At 62.2% G+C, this 13,484-nt stretch carries 15 protein-coding genes; 9 read left to right on the top strand and 6 right to left on the bottom strand.

All coding sequences use genetic code 11. The features are described from left to right. The first annotated feature begins 65 nt into the window (after positions 1–65). Entirely contained in the window at positions 66–461 is a 396-nt protein-coding gene (locus tag ACR0NB_RS11925; RefSeq protein ID WP_480775785.1) for a RidA family protein, read from the top strand. Between the two features lie 29 nt (positions 462–490). Here ACR0NB_RS11925 and sfsA read toward each other — a convergent pair whose 3' ends face one another. Continuing rightward, positions 491–1,198, bottom strand: a complete 708-nt coding sequence (sfsA, locus tag ACR0NB_RS11920) for a DNA/RNA nuclease SfsA (RefSeq protein ID WP_170364686.1) — start codon at positions 1,196–1,198, stop codon at positions 491–493. Positions 1,199–1,248: 50 nt separating this feature from the next. Between sfsA and ACR0NB_RS11915 the strand changes: the two genes are divergently transcribed. Genes ACR0NB_RS11915 through ACR0NB_RS11900 form a run of 4 tightly spaced genes read left to right on the top strand, consistent with a single transcriptional unit; the run spans position 1,249 to position 4,159 of the window. Then, positions 1,249–1,971: a competence/damage-inducible protein A gene (locus tag ACR0NB_RS11915; protein ID WP_480775784.1), complete on the top strand. Its 723-nt coding sequence runs from the start codon at positions 1,249–1,251 to the stop codon at positions 1,969–1,971. Continuing rightward, positions 1,968–2,678 carry a GNAT family N-acetyltransferase gene (locus ACR0NB_RS11910; RefSeq protein ID WP_480775783.1) on the top strand — a complete coding sequence of 237 codons (711 nt, stop codon included), beginning with the start codon at positions 1,968–1,970 and terminating at the stop codon, positions 2,676–2,678. Before ACR0NB_RS11915 ends, ACR0NB_RS11910 begins: the two co-directional genes overlap by 4 nt. A 12-nt stretch (positions 2,679–2,690) precedes the next feature. Continuing rightward, positions 2,691–3,263: a peroxidase-related enzyme gene (locus ACR0NB_RS11905; RefSeq protein WP_170360556.1), complete on the top strand. Its 573-nt coding sequence runs from the start codon at positions 2,691–2,693 to the stop codon at positions 3,261–3,263. After that, positions 3,260–4,159, top strand: a complete 900-nt coding sequence (locus ACR0NB_RS11900) for an OmpA family protein (RefSeq protein WP_480775782.1) — start codon at positions 3,260–3,262, stop codon at positions 4,157–4,159. The genes ACR0NB_RS11905 and ACR0NB_RS11900 overlap by 4 nt, the downstream gene beginning before the upstream one ends. Positions 4,160–4,215: 56 nt before the next feature. Here the strand turns inward: ACR0NB_RS11900 and ACR0NB_RS11895 are convergent, their stop codons facing one another. Further along, a complete protein-coding gene (locus tag ACR0NB_RS11895) occupies positions 4,216–5,121 on the bottom strand; it encodes a LysR family transcriptional regulator (protein WP_093964122.1) in 906 nt (301 codons plus the stop codon). 229 nt (positions 5,122–5,350) lie between these two features. On the opposite strand from ACR0NB_RS11895, the gene ACR0NB_RS11890 reads away from it, so the two are divergent. Further along, complete coding sequence (locus ACR0NB_RS11890) at positions 5,351–5,788, top strand: DUF4399 domain-containing protein (protein WP_475145315.1); 438 nt, start codon at positions 5,351–5,353, stop codon at positions 5,786–5,788. Positions 5,789–5,913: 125 nt separating this feature from the next. Then, positions 5,914–6,846, top strand: a complete 933-nt coding sequence (locus ACR0NB_RS11885; RefSeq protein ID WP_480775781.1) for a glycosyltransferase family 8 protein — start codon at positions 5,914–5,916, stop codon at positions 6,844–6,846. A gap of 107 nt (positions 6,847–6,953) precedes the next feature. On the opposite strand, the gene ACR0NB_RS11880 is transcribed toward ACR0NB_RS11885, so the two are convergent. Next, entirely contained in the window at positions 6,954–8,981 is a 2,028-nt protein-coding gene (locus ACR0NB_RS11880; RefSeq protein WP_480775780.1) for an FAD-dependent oxidoreductase, read from the bottom strand. A 135-nt stretch (positions 8,982–9,116) separates the two neighbouring features. Between ACR0NB_RS11880 and ACR0NB_RS11875 the strand changes: the two genes are divergently transcribed. Then, positions 9,117–9,608: an RNA pyrophosphohydrolase gene (locus ACR0NB_RS11875; protein ID WP_480775779.1), complete on the top strand. Its 492-nt coding sequence runs from the start codon at positions 9,117–9,119 to the stop codon at positions 9,606–9,608. Positions 9,609–9,689: 81 nt separating this feature from the next. Then, the gene (locus tag ACR0NB_RS11870) at positions 9,690–10,955 is read left to right on the top strand and encodes a SulP family inorganic anion transporter (RefSeq protein ID WP_480775778.1); all 1,266 of its coding nucleotides are present in this window, start codon (positions 9,690–9,692) and stop codon (positions 10,953–10,955) included. Positions 10,956–11,166: 211 nt separating this feature from the next. Here ACR0NB_RS11870 and ACR0NB_RS11865 read toward each other — a convergent pair whose 3' ends face one another. The 3 genes from ACR0NB_RS11865 to nth form a co-directional block, all read right to left on the bottom strand. Next, the gene (locus ACR0NB_RS11865) at positions 11,167–11,616 is read right to left on the bottom strand and encodes a hypothetical protein (protein WP_480775777.1); all 450 of its coding nucleotides are present in this window, start codon (positions 11,614–11,616) and stop codon (positions 11,167–11,169) included. A 196-nt stretch (positions 11,617–11,812) separates the two neighbouring features. After that, positions 11,813–12,802 (bottom strand): adenosine kinase, encoded by a 990-nt coding sequence (locus ACR0NB_RS11860; protein WP_480633716.1) that lies wholly within the window; start codon positions 12,800–12,802, stop codon positions 11,813–11,815. Continuing rightward, a complete protein-coding gene (gene nth / locus ACR0NB_RS11855) occupies positions 12,799–13,443 on the bottom strand; it encodes an endonuclease III (protein WP_480775776.1) in 645 nt (214 codons plus the stop codon). Before nth ends, ACR0NB_RS11860 begins: the two co-directional genes overlap by 4 nt. Between the last annotated feature and the right edge of the window lie 41 nt (positions 13,444–13,484).

Genomic DNA, 13,484 nt, shown 5'->3' with positions numbered 1-13,484 from the left:
GCCCGGATTTGGGGCCAAATGAATGTACACAGACTCATTTGGTCGGGAAGAGAGGAGCCGGATGAATGTCGCAGAAACGGGAACTGATATCGAATGGAAACCCCATGGAGGCGGTCGTCGGCTTCAGCCGCGCCGTCCGGGTGGGGAATTTCATCGCGGTCGGGGGGACTGCCCCGGTCGATGCGCAAGGCAAGACAGTCGGGGTCGGGGACGTCTATTTGCAGACCAAACAATGCTTTGAGATCATCAAGGATGCGCTGGAGCGTGCCGGATCGGGTTTGCAGGACATCGTCCGAACCCGCGTGATCCTGACCGATATCGACAATTGGAAGCAGGTGATCGAGGCCCGCAAGCTGTACTGTCTGGACGCGCGACCCGTGGACACGATCATGGCGATCAACCGGTTCGTAAATCCCGAATGGTTGGTTGAAATCGAGGTCGACGCCGTCGTCCCCGATTGAATCGCCACGCGGCGGAAATCGACCGGCCTTCAGTCGCTGGAGATCGTCGCCTGCGGCTGAACCCAGACGCCGTCCGGTGAAATGCGCGTACCACAGACCAAGTGTTCAACCCCATTGGCCCGGGCAGTCGAAAACGCTGCCGCATAGGCCGGGTCGATATCGGCGGCCAATGCGAAATTGCGGCAATCCGTGCGCTGAACCAGGTAGAGCAGGATGGCCCGGTGCCCTTGCGCGGCCATTTCGGCCAGTTCCCCCAGATGCTTGGTGCCCCGCGCGGTGACGCTGTCGGGAAACTCGGCCAGCCCCGGTTCGCGCGACAGGGTCACGCTTTTGACCTCGACATAGGCGTCGGGCAGCCCGGGTTGCGAAAGCAAAAAGTCGATGCGGCTGTTCTGGCCGTATCTGACCTCGGGCCGCACGGTTTCATAGGCGGCAAATGCGGGGATCTCCCGGGCTTGGAGCGCAGCGCGCAAGGCCCGGTTGGGCACCGAAGTATCGACCCCGGTGAAATGGCCGTTTTCATGATCGACCAGCCGCCAGCCGTATTTGAGCTTTTTCTTCGGGTCTTCATTAGGCTCAAGCCAGATCTTTTCGCCCGGTTCGGCCAGACCCATCATCGAACCCGGATTGGCGCAATGGGCCGTCACCTCGCGCCCGTCCTCAAGCCTGCAGTCGGCCAGAAAGCGTTTATAGCGGCGGATCAGGCGGGCGGGCACAAGAGGGGTTTGAAAGCGCATGGTTCCGGGCCTATACCTGCCGCAAAGGTCGATCAAGAGGAGAGCGTGCCATGCCCAACCCAACCGCTGCAATGCTGGTGATCGGGGATGAAATCCTGTCCGGCCGAACCCGCGACGCCAACATGCATTATCTGGCGCAGGAGCTGACCAAGCATGGCATCGATCTGAAAGAGGTCCGCATCGTCAGCGACGAGGCACCGGCGATCGAGGCCGCCGTCACGGCGCTGTCGCAGGGCTATGACCATGTGTTCACCAGCGGGGGCATCGGCCCCACCCATGACGACATCACCGCCGATTGCATCGCCCGCGCGGTCGGGGCGCAAATCGATGTGCGAGACGATGCCCGCGCCCTGCTGCAGGCGCACTACGACCAATCGGGGCTGGAGCTGAACGAAGCGCGCCTGCGCATGGCGCGCATCCCTGACGGGGCAACGCTGATCGACAACCCGGTTTCCACCGCGCCAGGGTTCACACTAGGTAATGTCCATGTGATGGCCGGCGTCCCATTGGTCTTCCAGGCGATGGTGGCCAGTGTGCTGCCCACCCTGACCGGAGGAAAACCGTTGTTGTCTCAGACCTTGCGGGTCAACCGGGGAGAAGGTGACATCGCTGCGACCCTGGCCGCCGTGGCAGAGGAATTTGGCGACGTGTCGATCGGGTGTTACCCGTTCCAGATCAACGGCGTCTTCGGGGCCAACGTGGTTGTTCGGGGCACTGACGGGTCGCGTATCGATGCGGTCACGACGCGACTGGCCAGGGAGCTTGGCCTGTGACGGTAGACTGGGCGGCAGTTGTCGATGGCACATGGCCCGCCGCAGGGTATGAGCAATTGGGTCCGTTTCTGCTGCGCGAAGGGCAGGGGGGCGGCTCGCGCGTGTCGGCGGCCAGCCGTATCGGCCCGGTCGCCCCGCCGGATATCGACGCGGCCGAGGCGGCCATGCTCGCGATGGGCCAGAAACGCATCTTTTGCCTGCGGCCGGGTGACAAGGCACTGGATGATATGCTGGCTGCGCGGGGCTATGAGATCCTCGATCCGGTCAACATCTATGCCTGCCGGGTCTCACGGCTGACGGACCAGCCGGTCCCGCCGGTCACGGTGTTCTGCCTATGGGAGCCGTTGGCGATTATGCGCGAGATCTGGGCCCAAGGTGGCATCGGGCCTGCCCGGCTGGCCGTGATGGAACGGGCAACAGGTCCGAAAACCGGGCTGTTGCTGCGTCACCGCGATCAACCGGCCGGCACCGCTTATGTCGCCATACATGATGGTATCGCCATGCTGCACGCGCTTGAGATCGTACCCGCCCACCGCCGGCAGGGGCTGGGCCAATGGGCAATGCGCGCCGCGGCCTTTTGGGCGCTGGACAATGGCGCGCATACCCTTAGCGTGATCTGCACCAAGGCCAATACCGGCGCCAACGCGCTCTACCACTCTCTGGGGATGGAACGCGTCGGAGAGTATCACTATCGCCAGCTGGTCTGAGAGGAGACAGACGTGACCGATCGAGACATGCCCACCGCGCTTGACCTGCCAATGGTGGATCCGCTGCCGCCCGAGACGCAGAAATACTTCGATATCTGCGTCGAGAAGCTGGGCATGGTCCCGAACGTACTGAAGGCAAACGCCTTTGACATCGACAAGCTGAACGCGTTCACGGGCATGTACAATGACCTGATGCTGGCGGACAGCGGGCTCAGCAAGCTGGAACGTGAGATGATCGCGGTCGTGGTCTCGTCGATCAACCGGTGCTTCTATTGCCTGGTTGCCCATGGTGCCGCCGTGCGTCAGCTGTCAGGTGATCCCAAGCTGGGTGAAATGCTGGTGATGAACTACCGTGTGGCGCCTCTGGATGCCCGTCAGCGCGCGATGCTGGACTTCGCTGCCAAGATGACCACAGCCAGCGCCGAGATCGAGGAACCGGACCGCCAGCGCCTGCGCGATGCGGGGTTCACCGACCGCGACATCTGGGACATCGCAAACGTTGCGGGCTTCTTCAACATGTCCAACCGGGTCGCCAGTGCCACGGCGATGGTGCCCAATGACGAGTATCACGCGCAGTTTCGATGATCCGATTTACTGTCCTTCTTTTCTGTCTGATCGCGGGTCCTGTGGCGGCGCAGGACCTGTCGCTGCCGGCGAGCGCGCGACAAATCAGCCAGCGCGTCAGCCCGTTGGACAGCTACCAATTGCCGATCGGCCCGTTTGCAGACAACGCCGTTCCCGCGCGCACGGTCGAAGGCCGGATCGAGCGCACCACATGGCGGCTGCAGGCCGGTTCCAGCACGACGCTGCAGATCCTCGACCCGCTGCGGGATCAGCTCAAGGCGCAGGGTTTCGAGATCGCTTTCGAATGTGAGGCTCGCATTTGCGGTGGGTTCGACTTCCGCTTTGGAACCGAGGTGGTGCCGACGCCCGACATGTATGTGGCAATCAATGATTATCGATTTCTGTCAGCCACTCGTGGAGCCGAAGCCCTGACCTTGCTGATCAGCCGAAACCAGCCCGACGGGTATGTGCAGATGATCCGCGTCACTCCGAAGGGTCAGACCCCACCGCCGCTGGTGGTCGAGGAAACGGTGATTGGCGGCGACGGGCTGGTTGCCAACCTGGTGCGGGATGGTCACGTGATACTCGGCGATCTCAGCTTTGAGACGGGCGAGGTCGCCTTGGGGGCCGGGCCGTTCGAGTCGCTGGGCCTGTTGGCTGGCTACCTGGCCGAGACCCCCGGCGCGCGGCTGGCGCTGGTTGGGCACACCGACGACACCGGCGACCTGCAGGCCAATATTGAAGTCAGCACACGCCGCGCCCAGGCTGTCCGTGCGCGATTGATCGAGGCACATGGAGTGGCCGAGGACCGCGTGCAGGCGCAGGGTGTCGGCTACCTCGCCCCGATCGTTTCGAACGCCACCCCGGAAGGGCGCGAACAGAACCGCCGGGTCGAGGCTGTTCTGCTGTTGAACTGACTACGAAAAAAAGCCCGCGCAATTTGCGCGGGCCGGTCAGTCTTCACTGGGAGGTCTTACCAATCCATCGGACCTTTTTCGGCAAAGGACTCGACAAGGAAATCAATGAACGCTCGCACCTTTGGCTGGGTGAACCGGCCCGGCGGGTACACCGCATAGACACCCTGGACTTCGTCCGGCAGCGACGGCATCGCGTCGACCACCTGGCCGGATTTAAGCGCGTCCGCGTAGAGATAGCTGGGCAGATAAGCGATTCCGAGGCCCGAGATAGCCGCGTTCAACAGGGATTGACCGTCGTTCACGCTCAGCCAACCGGCCGTGCGCACCTGCCTCTTTTCGCCCGAGGGTGCGGTCAACTTCCAGACGTTGCCCGAGGACTGGCTGGAGTAATGCAGCAGCTTGTGTTCGTTGAGGTCATCGATCTTTGCCGGGCGCCCGAACTTCTCGATATAGCTGGGGGCCGCAACCATGCGTTTGACCGTTTCGGTCAGCTTGCGGGCGCGCAGGGTGCTGTCTTCCAGCTCGCCGATGCGCACGGCCACGTCGAACCCTTCGGAAATCAGCTCGACATAGCGATTGTTCAAGACCATGTTCACGGTGATGTCGGGATAGGCCGCTAGGAAACCGGACAGAACGGGCGACAGGTGGTTCACCCCGAAATCAGTGGCCACACTGATGCGCAGCAGACCTGAAGGCGCCGATTGCATCGACGTCACCAGCGCGTCGGCTTCGCCTGCATCATTCAGCACACGGCGTGCGCGGTCGTAATAGGCCAGCCCGATCTCGGTCGGTGACACGCGGCGCGTCGTGCGGTTCAGCAAACGTGCGCCCAAGCGGGCTTCCAAGCTCGACACGTGCTTTGACACGGCTGATTTGGAAATGCCCATCTTTTTGGCCGCGTCTGTGAAACCACCTTGGTCCACCACGTTGGCGAAGGCCTCCATTTCTGTCAGTCGGTCCATTCTCGTTCCCCAGGTCGTCTGTTCGTTGTCCGACCATCGCCTCCAATCTGGGCGGAAACTAGGCAGACATGGGATAATATCAGGGTTTTGAATCGGATCGTTTGCGCTTCGGAAACGCGGAAACAGTGGTTTCCCGCCTGCATCCGCCCCCTGTTTGCGTGTTCTTTTCTGGTAATTTCTCGCAACGTGCTAAAGTCAGAATGGCATTTTTGTGACCAGGGAGGAGATCATGAAAGCCATTCTAGCAACCGTTTTTTGCCTGCTTGCCCCCTTGGCCTGGGCCGGAGGGGAGACGCCATCGAACCCCGATGCCGAGGTCTATTTCGTCAACCTGTCGGACGGCGACACGGTAACGTCACCGGTGACGGTGGTATTTGGCCTCCGCGGTATGGGCGTTGCGCCAGCCGGGACCGAAAAGGAAAACACCGGCCATCACCATTTGCTGATCGATCGCCCCCCATTGGGTCAGGGTGAGGACGGGGCCGACGAACTGGCATATGGGCTGCCGGCTGATGACAACCACCTGCATTTCGGTGGTGGTCAGACCGAAGTCACGTTGGAGCTTGCCCCCGGGACGCACACGTTGCAACTGGTCTTGGGCGATGCGGGTCATGTGCCTCACGCGACGCCGATCGTTTCCGAGGTGATAACGATCACCGTGGAGTAACCCGTACCGACCAACCGCAGCGCCGGGACCAACCCGCCGACAGCGGCGGGACGGTTTCGGTTTGATTGCATGTGCTTGCCTCGCCTATACACGATCCCGATCAGGGGCGGAGCCATGGTATTTGAATGAACGTTGTTTTTGGGGTCGACCGGAACTTTCTGTATCCCGCATTGCTGTCGGCCTATTCCGTGGTCAAGAACGCCAGCCGGCCTGTTGACGTTACCATTTTCGGTCAGGATTTCACCGCACAGGACATCGCAGCCGTCGAACAGCTGGACCGCGCCGTCGACAACGGCACGGTCCGCTATCGGGAGTTCCAGTCCGAGACGCTCGGCCGATTTTCAGAGTTCAAGACGAAATACCCGAAAATCACGCTGCTGCCGTTGTTTCTGCCAGACTTCTTTTCGGGCCGGTGTCTGTTCATTGACGCCGACACTCTTGTGCTGGGCGATGTCTGCGAGTTGCAGGATCTCGACATGAATGGCCACGGGATCGGGGCCTGTGTCGACATGGGATTGGTCACCTTGGGCGAAGGCCGCTTTCTGCGCCCATCCCTTCAGACAGTTCTGAGGCCGGGGCACGAACACCAAAAGTCGGTGACGCGCGTTTTGCGCAGCATCCGGTTGGGCTTTCTGCCCGGCGAGAACTACTTCAATGCGGGCATCCTTCTGATGGATTGCGAAGCGATCCGGAACTCACCCGCAGGCAAGGAGCTGGGCGATTTCGACAAGCTGATCCCGCATATCCACGACCTGCCCGAGCAGGATCGGATGAACCAGATTTTTGCGGGCCAGTGGCTCAGACTTCCTCAGCAGTGGAACACGCGGCCGCAGATTTGGTACGACGCGCACAGTCCGAAATTCCGGCATACCTCTGCCGAATTTCGAGACCAACTGAAACAGGCAAGCCGAAACCCGAAGATGTGGCACTATATCGGGGGCAAGAAGCCCTGGCGCGCGAAGCCAGCGTCACAAATTCTTCTGCGCCGCGCCTTTTGGGACTACCAGGAATACCTGGCACTGTTCGAGGACGAGACAGGTCTGACTTTTTCCGTTTAAGGCGGGGAATTGGCTCAACTCTCAAAAAAGCCACCCGGGCATCGTTCGGGTGGCTTTCTTTTGTCTGGGTGTTCTCGCCTTGGGGCAGTGGACGGAACGGGTCTTCCCTAAAGTGCAGCGGCCAGCCGCGTGCCCTGGTTGATCGCCCGCTTGGCATCCAGTTCCGCGGCCACATCCGCGCCGCCGATCACATGCGGGGTGATCCCGCGTTCGATCAGTGCATCGGCCAACGACCGCTCGGGCACCTGTCCGGCACAAAGGACAATCGTTTCGGCTTTGATAACCGTCGGGTCCGCGCGCTCTTCTCCGAATGAGACATGCAGCCCCTCGTCGTCGATGCGCTCATAGTTCACGCCGCCCACGAAGTTCACGTCCTTCATCTTCAGCGTCGCGCGGTGGATCCAGCCGGTCGTCTTGCCCAGCCCCTTGCCATGCGCCTGCTTCTTGCGTTGAAGCAGCGTGACCTGCCGCTTGGGCGCCTCGGGCTGCGGGCCTTCGGGCGCCAGGCCCGAGCGGTGTTGTTCAGGGTCGGCGACGCCCCATTCCTTCATCCACAAGGGCAGGTCGGTGGTGGGCGCGTGGCCTTCCTCGAGCAGGTATTCCGACACGTCGAAGCCGATGCCGCCGGCGCCGATCACGGCCACCGATTTGCCCACCGGGGCCTTGTCGCGCAGCACGTCGATATAGTTCACGACATTGTCGCGGTCCTCGCCGGGGATCTGCGGGTCGCGCGGGTTGACGCCGGTGGCGATCACCACCTCGTCGAACCCGGCCAGATCGTCGGCGCCAACCGCGCGGCCCAGTTCCACCTTGACGCCAAGGCTGTCGAGCATGGTGCGATACCAGTCCACCAAGCCCCAGAACTCTTCCTTGCCCGGCACCTGCTTGGCCATGTTAAGCTGGCCGCCGATCTCGTCGGCCTTGTCGAACACGGTCACGTCATGGCCGCGTTCCGCCGCCGTCATCGCCGTGGACAGGCCCGCCGGACCCGCGCCCACGATGGCCACGCGCTTGGGCGCGGCGGCCTTTTCGATCACCAGCTCGGTCTCGTGGCAGGCGCGCGGGTTTACCAGGCAGGAGGTCAACTTGCCGCTGAAGGTGTGATCCAGGCAGGCCTGGTTGCAGGCGATGCAGGGTGCGATCTTGGCCGACTCGCCAGCCATCGCCTTGGCCACGAAATCCGCATCCGCCAGCATCGGCCGCGCCAACGAGACCATGTCGGCGCAGCCGGTCGACAGCACTTCTTCGGCCACTTCGGGCGTGTTGATCCGGTTCGAGGTGATGACCGGAATCCCCACCTTGCCCATCAGTTTCTTCGTCACCCAGGCAAAGGCCGCGCGCGGGACGCTGGTGGCGATTGTGGGAATCCGCGCCTCGTGCCAGCCGATGCCAGTGTTGATGATCGTCGCCCCGGCCTTCTCGACCGCTTGCGCCAGTTGCACCACCTCTTCATGGGTCGAGCCATTGGGCACAAGGTCGATCATCGACAGGCGGTAGATGATGATGAAATCGGTGCCCACCGCCTCGCGGGTGCGGCGCACGATTTCCAGCGGCAGGCGCATCCGGTTCTCATAGGACCCGCCCCAGCGGTCGGTGCGCTTGTTGGTATGGGTCACCAGGAACTGGTTGATGAAATACCCCTCGGACCCCATGATCTCGACCCCGTCATAGCCCGCCTTCCGGGCCAGCACGGCGGCGTTCACGATGTCGCGGATCTGCTTCTCGATGCCCTCTTCGTCCAGCTCGTTGGGGGGGAAGGGCGAGATTGGTGACTTCACCGGGCTGGGGGCCACACATTTCGGGCCATAGGCATAGCGGCCTGCGTGCAGGATCTGCATGGCGATCTTGCCGCCCGCCTGATGCACCCGGTCGGTGACGACGGAATGATTGGCCACATCCTTGTCGCTGGCCATCATCGCCGCCCCCGGCAGGACCGAGCCTTCGAGGTTCGGCCCGATGCCACCCGTCACCATCAGCGCCACGCCACCACGTGCGCGCGAGGCGTAGAATTCGGCCACCCGGTTCCAGTCGCCGGTTTCCTCCAGCCCGGTATGCATCGAGCCCATCAGGACCCGGTTCTTCAACGTGGTAAAGCCCAGATCCAGCGGGGCCAGCAGGTTCGGGTACGCAGTCATCTTGAAACTCTCCCTCAATTCGGGGCCGACAATCGCGCCGCACCGCGCCGGTGTCACGCGAAACCTGACGTCACCCCCTTTGCCGCCGCTTTGCCAGTTGCTACAGCTTGGCCAACCACATCACGAGGCCCGCCCATGACCCCAGAACAGATCGCCAAACTGCCCTACCGCCCCTGCGTGGGCCTGATGCTGATGAACGATCAGGGCCAGATCTTCGTCGGCCAGCGCAACGACCGCTTCGAGGACGCCTGGCAGATGCCCCAGGGCGGCGTGGACGAGGGTGAATCTCCGCGCGCGGCGGCCCTGCGCGAATTGCAGGAAGAAATCGGCGTCACTCCCGACCTCGTGGAAATCGTGGCCGAGACCGACGGCTGGCTGCCCTATGACCTGCCGCATGACATCGTGCCCCACATCTGGAAGGGCCGCTTCCGCGGGCAGGAGCAGAAATGGTTCCTGCTGCGGTTTCTGGGAGCCGACGACCAGATCGACATCGAGACCGACCACCCCGAGTTCACCCGCTGGAAATGGCAGGACCCGGAACGGTTGATCGCCGAGATCGTGCCTTTCAAGCGCGAGGTCTACGAGCGGGTGATGGAGGCATTCGGCGCGCATTCTCGTCGCACTTGACGCGGGCTTGAAACAGGCGCAAGTCTTGCGCGCTTTTTTGGGCCGCGCAGCAGTAGCGGCCTTTTGCGGATGGTGAATTTCATGCGCCAGCCAAAGATTCTGACGACGCTCAAAACCTATGACATGGCTCAGTTCACGGCGGATCTGATCGCCGGGATTTCGGTTGCCATGGTGGCCCTGCCGCTGAGCCTGGCGATCGCCATCGCCTCGGGCGCGGACCCGGCGCAGGGGTTGGTCACGGCCATCGTCGCGGGGTTCGTCATTTCGGCGCTGGGGGGCAGCCGGGTCCAGATCGGAGGCCCGACCGGCGCCTTCATCGTGGTGGTGTTCGGCGTGATTGCCGAACACGGATATGACGGGTTGGTCATGGCCACCTTCATGGCAGGGTTCATCCTGCTGATCGCGGGTTATTTCCGGGCCGGGCGATTGATCTCATTCGTGCCCGAGGCCGTTGTCAACGGCTTTACCATCGGCATCGCCGTCATCATCGCCACCAGCCAGATCAAGGATTTCTTCGGCCTGTCGATTCAAAATCTGCCCGCCGAATTTCTTGAGAAAGTACCCGCGCTATGGGCCGCGCGCGACACGTTGAATCTGCCGGCCACGGGAATCGCCCTGCTGGCGGCGGTGCTGATCGTGGCCCTGCGCCGGATCGCGCCGCGTTTTCCGGGGCTGATCATCGCGGTGGGCGTTGCTTCGGCGCTGGTCGCGGTGATGGGGCTGGGGGTCGACACGATCCATTCGCGGTTCGGTGATCTGCCCTCGACCCTGCCTGCGCCCCAGCTGCCCGACCTGTCGCTGTCGCGCTTTGTCGAGCTGTTCCCTTCGGCGGTCGTGATCGCCTTTCTGGCCGGAGTGGAATCGCTGCTGTCGGCCATGGTCGCCGACCGGACGATCGGCGGGCAGCACAGGCCCAACGCGGAATTGACGGCCCAGGGCGCGGCCAACATCGCCTCGGCCCTGTTCGGAGGGCTGCCGGCCACCGGGGCAATCGCGCGCACGGCGACGAACATCAAGGCGGGCGGCAAGACGCCGGTTGCGGGCATCATCCACGCGCTGACGATCCTGCTGATCATGCTGGTTGCGGCCCCGGCGGCGGGCTATCTGGCCATGCCGGCATTGGCCGCGCTGCTGATGATCACCGCCTGGAACATGAGCGAGCCGCACAAATGGGGCGAATACGCCCGCGCCCGACCCAGCGACCGGGCGCTGCTGGTTCTGACCATGCTGCTGACCGTCTTCATCGACCTGACCGTGGCCATCGGCGTCGGCGTGGCCATCGGCCTTGCCCTGCGGCTCAACCGGCGCGAGTCGGTCCAGACGGACTGGACCCCGCCTGACCGGTGAGGACCGGACACGCTCTGGGCTGGGCAGGTTGAACGTGTTGACGTCCACCGGGGCTTGGACGTCATTTGCTGCACGACATCGAGACGGCCCCCCCGCGTTCACCGCCGGAATTGGCAGGACCCCGACCGGCTGATCGCCGAGATCGTGCCCTTCACACGCGAGTTCTACGAGTGGATGATGGAGGCGTTCGGATGGTATTGGGGGGTAGCTCTTAGTCCAGGCATTGAGAAAAACGGCGACCTTTCTCTCGATCTTCGACCAGATAAAAGCCGTGTTGATCACCATTCAGTGTGATCCCCGCGCTATATTCGTCGAACATTACGCCAGCAATGAAAGTAGCTGGCGGATTGTTCTTTCCGTAGTATGCATAAACCACTTCGGCATCCGAAATTCGCTGACCCTCATAAATTAGCTCTAGCATATCGTTGGATCTAAGACCGGTCACTTCGATGCCGCCGTCTTTGGAGCAATCCAGCGCGTATCTGCCTTCAACATCTTTGATGTCGAAGTTTTCATCGTACTGCGGAAGCCAATCCAAAAAGGATTCGCAATAAGGATCGGGCTCGTCCATTTCCCAACTCTGACACGGGCCGTCTCTCATAACGGCAAGGCTGGCTCCGGGTATCAGAAGTAAAAAAATAGCCATTGTGAGCTTTGTCACAGTCGATCTCCTAGTCTGTTTGACACTCGAAATCCGTGGAGTACTACACCTAAAAATTGTTTGATTGCAACCTAAGGCAGGTATCAAAGGGAGACATCCAATTTGATCTGCAATTTCATGCCAGCGCTTTCCAATCCAAATCTATTTCGCGAGCCATTGTGCATATGACTCTGTGCCAAGAGCCTATGCGCACGCATCAAACCAACCCCTCTTCCCGCAACAGCTCCAGCACATTTGTATCCGGCCGCGGGCCGATATGGCTGATTACTTCTCGGGCGCAGACGTTGCCGATGCGGGCGCAGGTCTCCATGTCGCGGCCCGTCGCCATGCCGAACAGGAATCCGGCGGCAAACTGGTCGCCCGCGCCGGTAGCGTCCACCGGCACAACCTTCTCGACCGGCACGTCGATGCGAATGCCGTCATGCAGAACCGCCACCCCGTCGCCCGAGCGGGTGCAGACAACCAGCGGGCAGATCGCAGCCGTGCGCCGCAGCGCCTCTTCCAAATCGTCGGTCTCGAACAGCGATTTGATCTCGGCCTCGTTGCCGATCACGAAATCCAGCTCGTGTTCGATCAGCAGCAGGAAATCGGTGCGATGACGCTCGACGCAGAACGGGTCGGAGATGGCGATGCCGGTCTTGCCGCCGCCGTTGCGACAGTCGCGCGCGGCCTCGAGGAAGGCGGTCTTGCCCTTCTCCTTGTCGAACAGATACCCCTCGAGGAACATGATCTGGCTGTTGCCCGCCACCTCGGCCGGCACGTCGGCCGAGGACAGTTCCGACGAGATGCCCAGATAGGTGTTCATCGACCGTTCGCCATCGGGCGACACGAAGATCATCGAGCGCGAGGTCGGCAGCTCGCCCCCCGGCACGGGCGGGTTCACGAAATCCACGCCGTCCTCGTTCATCGCATCGGCATAGAACCGGCCCAGCGCATCATCATGCACCCGCCCGATGAAGGCCGCGTCCAGACCCAGCGCTCCTGCGCCCGCGATGGTGTTGGCCACCGACCCGCCTGGCGTCTGCACCCGGTTTTCCATGGCCGCATACAGCACCTCGCCGCGTTCCCGTTCGATCAGCTGCATGATGCCCTTCTCGATTCCCATCATCTCGAGAAAGCTGTCGTCGGCCTGAGAGATGACGTCCACAACGGCGTTGCCGATGCCGGTCAGGTGATAGGTTTTCATAGGGTCTTGTCCTCGAATTGGCACAGGTCGCGGATCAGGCAGGTGCCGCATTGCGGCTTGCGCGCCTTGCAGTGGTACCGGCCGTGCAGGATCAGCCAGTGATGGGCGTGAAGCTGAAAGTCCACGGGAATATTGTCTTCGATGGCGCGTTCCACGGCATCCACATCCTTGCCGGGGCAGATACCCGTGCGGTTGCCGACGCGAAAGATATGGGTGTCCACCGCCTGCGCCGGGTATCGCCACCACATGTTCAGCACCACGTTCGCGGTCTTGCGCCCGACGCCCGGCAGCGACTGCAGTGCGGCGCGCGAGTTGGGCACCTCGCCGCCGTAGTCCTCGACCAGGATGCGCGACATCTTGATGACGTTCTTGGCCTTCTGGCGGAACAGGCCGATGGTCTTGATGTGCTCGATCAACCCCTCTTCGCCGAGGTCGAGCATCTTCTGCGGCGTGTCCGCGATCTTGAACAGCGCGCGGGTGGCCTTGTTGACGCCCGCATCGGTCGCCTGCGCCGACAGCGCCACGGCGACGACAAGCGTGTACACGTTCACGTGCTCAAGCTCGCCCTTGGGTTCGGGGTCGGCCTGCTGGAACCGGGTAAAGATCTCGCGGATCGTGTGATAATAAAGCTGCTTTGCCATCCGGGCCTTAATGCCGCCCGCGGTGCCGGGTGACAAGCCCA

The sequence above is a fragment of the Ruegeria sp. CG3 genome (assembly GCF_056537205.1).
This window is presented reverse-complemented; position numbering and strand designations above follow the sequence as displayed.